Raw genomic sequence first — 3,650 nt, 5'->3', positions numbered from 1 at the left:
CGGACGTGGCTCGTGTGGTCTCGGGCGAGCGCGTCCTCGTAATCGGGGCGTCCGGCGGCGTGGGATCGTTCGCGGTCCAGCTCGCTGTGGCCGCGGGCGCAGACGTCACCGGGGTGGCGAGCGGCGCGAAGCGCGACTTCGTCATGGCCCTCGGCGCGCGGGACGTCATCGACTACCGGACCGAGGAGATCGACGCGCGGGGAGGGCGGTACGACGTGGTGCTCGACATCGCGGGGAACCGGCCCCTCGCGGTGCTCCGCCGGGCTCTGGCCCCGCGCGGCCGGCTCGTGATCGTCGGTGGCGAGGCGGGCGGGCCGCTCACGGGCGGGCTCGACCGGCAGCTCCGGGCCCTGCTCCTCACCCCGTTTGTGGGCCAGCACATGGGCGGCATGTTCGGCCGCACGAACCGCACGGACCTCGCGGCCCTCGCTGCGGCGGTCGGCGAGGGTAGCCTGCGTCCCGCCATCACACGAACCTACCGGCTGGCGGAGGCCGGGGCCGCGCTCGACGACCTCGCCGCGGGCCGCGTGAGCGGCAAGGCCGTGATCCTCGTCGGCGAGGGCTGACCCGGCATAATCGGTACGTGGTCACGACGGCGCCCCCGCGCGAACTCGACGAACTGGACCGGCGGATCGTCGCCGCCCTCCAGGTCAACGGACGCGCCTCGTGGCGCCGCATCGCGGACGTGCTCGGCGAGCCGTTCCGCACGGTCACGCGCCGCGGGCTCGCGCTCCTCGAATCGGGCACCGTCCGCGTCGCGGGGCTCGTGACGCTCGGACCGACACACGTCGTCGAGGTCCAGTGCGAGCCGTCACGGCTCGCCGCGATCGCCGAATCGCTCGCCGCGGACCCGGACGCGACGTTCCTCTACGCCGTGACCGGCCCCACGCGGCTCGTCATGGAGGTGCAGGCCCGCCCGGGGCGGCTCTCGACCCTCGTGCTCGAGGAGCTACCCGCGCTCGACGGCGTGGTCCAGGTCGACGCGTCCCCCGTCATGGAGTACTTCCGGACGGTCGCCGAGTGGCACCCGGGCCCGATCACCCAGAGCGAGGTCGAGGAGCTCCACGACGTGCCGACGCCGCAGCTGCGCCCGAGCGCGAGCCTCGTGCTCGATGACGTCGATTCCGCCCTAGTGCGCATGCTCGTCGCGGACGGCCGCGTTCCCATGGCGGAGCTGTGTGACGCCGTCGAGCTCTCGGCCCCGGCCGTGCGGCGCCGGCTCGCCTCCCTCTTCGAGGAGGGCAACCTCAGCGTCCGGGCGATCGTCGAACCCGCGGACATCGGGCTGCCCATCGAGGCGGTCGTGTGGATCCGCACGGCGCCGAACGAGGTGGCCGAGGTGGGCAGCCTCGTCGCCGCCGAGCCCGGCGTCCGCTACGCGGTCATGGCCATGGGCGAGTTCCAGCTCATGGTCAACGTCACGCTCGCGAGCCTCAGCGAGCTGCGCGACTTCGTGACGTCCTCGCCGTGGGCGGCGCGGGCGCTCGCGTTGCGCAGCTCGCTCGTGGTGCACGCGTACAAGCGCGGCGGCGTGCGGATGCCTGGGCGCTAGAGGAGACCAGCCTTCGTCATGAGGTCGTTGACCTGGGGGCCGTTGAGGGTCCCGGGATCGACGGTTGGCGTCTGGAGGTCGGAGAGCGGGACGAGCTTCGCGTTCGCCGGGACGTTGGAGCCGACCGTGTACTCGAACGACTTCCCGTTCTCGAGGACCTCCTGGCCCGCCTTCGACGTGATGAACGCGATGAACTTCTGCGCCTGGGCCTGGTGCTTGCTCGAGGCGAGGACTGCACCGCCGGAGACGCTGACGAACGCGCCCGGATCCTGGTTCTTGAAGTAGTGCAGGGCCACGTTGTTGCTGTTCTCGCCGGTGTCTGCCTGGTCTACGAACGAGTAGTAGTGGTACAGGATCCCGGCCTCGATGTCGCCCTTGTTGACGGCCGCGAGGACGGGGGTGTCGTCCTGATACGTGTGGACGTTGCCCTTGATGCCCTTGAGCCACGCGAGCGTCGCGTCGCTGCCCTTGAGCTGGAACAGCGCGCTCACGATCGCCTGGAAGTCGGCCCCGCCGGTCGAGGCGCCGATCTTGTCCTTCCACGACGGGTCGGCGAGGTCCATGAGCGACTTCGGCATCTGCGCCTCCGTCAGCTTCGTCTTGTTGTAGGCGAGGACGGTCGAGCGGGCCGCGATGCCCGTCCAGTCGCCCGCAGCGGGGCGGTACTTCGACGGCACCTGATCGAGCGTTGACTGGTCGAGCTTGGCGAGCAGGTGGGCGTTCTCGACCTGGTCCATGCCGGGCGAGTTCTCGGTCAGGAAGACGTCTGCAGGCGAGGCCTTGCCCTCCTGGATGATCTGGTTGGCCATCTCCGGGTCCTCGCCGTTGCGGAGGTTCACCTTGATGCCCGTCTGCTTCGTGAACGCGGCGACCCAGGCCGAGGTCAGCTCCTCGTGCTGGGCGTTGTAGACCGTGATGGTCGTTCCGGCGTCACCGGAGTCCGACGACGATGCGGACGGGGTCGAGGCCCCGGAGCATCCGGCCAGCATGAGAGCTGCCATGGCTCCGGCACTCACGACACTCAACGACTTCCAGTACTGCATGGGTGGGCCTTTCGGGGCGTAGGGCGGGAGGGCGGGGAAAGAGAATGTTGGGGTGCGAGGCCCGGGAGCAGGGCTTAGGCAAGCCTTACTCGGCAAGAGGAACGTACACCGCAAGTCCCCCATAGGAGAAATTAGCGAACGTTCATCTTCCGTAATGTGGCGCATCCAAGGCGATCGACGTCGGCACGAGCCACCCCCACCCTCGCCCCTAGCCAAACGTGATTCGTGCCACTATCGTGGTTCATTGTCTCCACTGAGAGCTTATGAATGACTCAAATCGAATCTCAATGAAAGCAAGATGACTCATGACGAACGAGTTGGTGTACACCGGGGCGGTCGAGCTAGCCACGCTCCTGCGGTCGCGGGAGATCTCGGCCGTCGAGGTGCTCGAAGCCCACCTCGACCAGATCCGCCGGCTCAACCCTCTGGTCAACGCGATCGTGACCCTCGACGAGGAGGGTGCCCGCGAGTCCGCGGCCGCGGCCGACCGCAAGCTCGCGGTGGGCGAGCCCATCGGCCCGCTCCACGGCCTCCCGATCGCCTTCAAGGACACGGCCCTCACGGCCGGCCTCCGCACGACGTTCGGCCACCCGCGCACGAAGGACTTCGTTCCCGCGGTGAACGACCTCCATGTCCAGCGGATCCTCGACGCCGGGGCGATCCGCCTCGGCAAGACGAACGTCCCCGAACACGCGGCGGGCTCGCACACGTTCAACCGCGTGTTCGGCGTGACCCGCAACCCCTACGATCCGAACAAGTCGGCGGGCGGGAGCAGCGGCGGCGCAGCGGCCGCCCTCGCCTCCGGCTTCCAGCCGATCGCGGACGGAAGCGACATGGGCGGCTCGCTTCGCAACCCGGCGTCGTTCTGCAACGTCGTGGGGCTCCGCCCCACGCCCGGCCGCGTCCCCAACACGGACGGCACCAACGCATTCTTCCCCCTTGGCGTCGCCGGCCCCATGGGCCGCACGGCAGCCGACGCCGCGCTCCTCTTCTCGGTGATGGCAGGCCCGGCCGCGGCCGACCCCTTCTCGGTCTTCCCGCCGTCGTCCGCCCTT

The 3,650-nt window shown here is 69.7% G+C and carries 4 protein-coding genes; 3 read left to right on the top strand and 1 reads right to left on the bottom strand.

Going from position 1 to position 3,650, the window contains the following annotated elements; all coding sequences use genetic code 11:
* Together ACLN58_RS19490 and ACLN58_RS19485 are read left to right on the top strand one after the other, a co-directional pair.
* Positions 1 to 566 (top strand): zinc-binding dehydrogenase (locus ACLN58_RS19490; RefSeq protein ID WP_415856893.1); only part of this gene is annotated, 566 nt, incomplete at its 5' end.
* Between the two features lie 17 nt (positions 567 to 583).
* Positions 584 to 1,552 carry an Lrp/AsnC family transcriptional regulator gene (locus ACLN58_RS19485; protein ID WP_415856892.1) on the top strand — a complete coding sequence of 323 codons (969 nt, stop codon included), beginning with the start codon at positions 584 to 586 and terminating at the stop codon, positions 1,550 to 1,552.
* Here the strand turns inward: ACLN58_RS19485 and ACLN58_RS19480 are convergent.
* Positions 1,549 to 2,595, bottom strand: a complete 1,047-nt coding sequence (locus ACLN58_RS19480; protein ID WP_415856891.1) for an iron ABC transporter substrate-binding protein — start codon at positions 2,593 to 2,595, stop codon at positions 1,549 to 1,551. The two genes, ACLN58_RS19485 and ACLN58_RS19480, sit on opposite strands and share 4 nt — an antisense overlap.
* A 305-nt stretch (positions 2,596 to 2,900) precedes the next feature.
* On the opposite strand from ACLN58_RS19480, the gene ACLN58_RS19475 reads away from it, so the two are divergent.
* Positions 2,901 to 3,650 (top strand): amidase family protein (locus ACLN58_RS19475; RefSeq protein ID WP_415856890.1); only part of this gene is annotated, 750 nt, incomplete at its 3' end.

The sequence above is a fragment of the Sinomonas sp. G460-2 genome (assembly GCF_047759905.1).
Lineage (GTDB): Bacteria > Actinomycetota > Actinomycetes > Actinomycetales > Micrococcaceae > Sinomonas.
The sequence above is the reverse complement of the archived record's forward strand: the minus strand, read 5'-3'. Positions and strand labels throughout refer to the sequence as shown.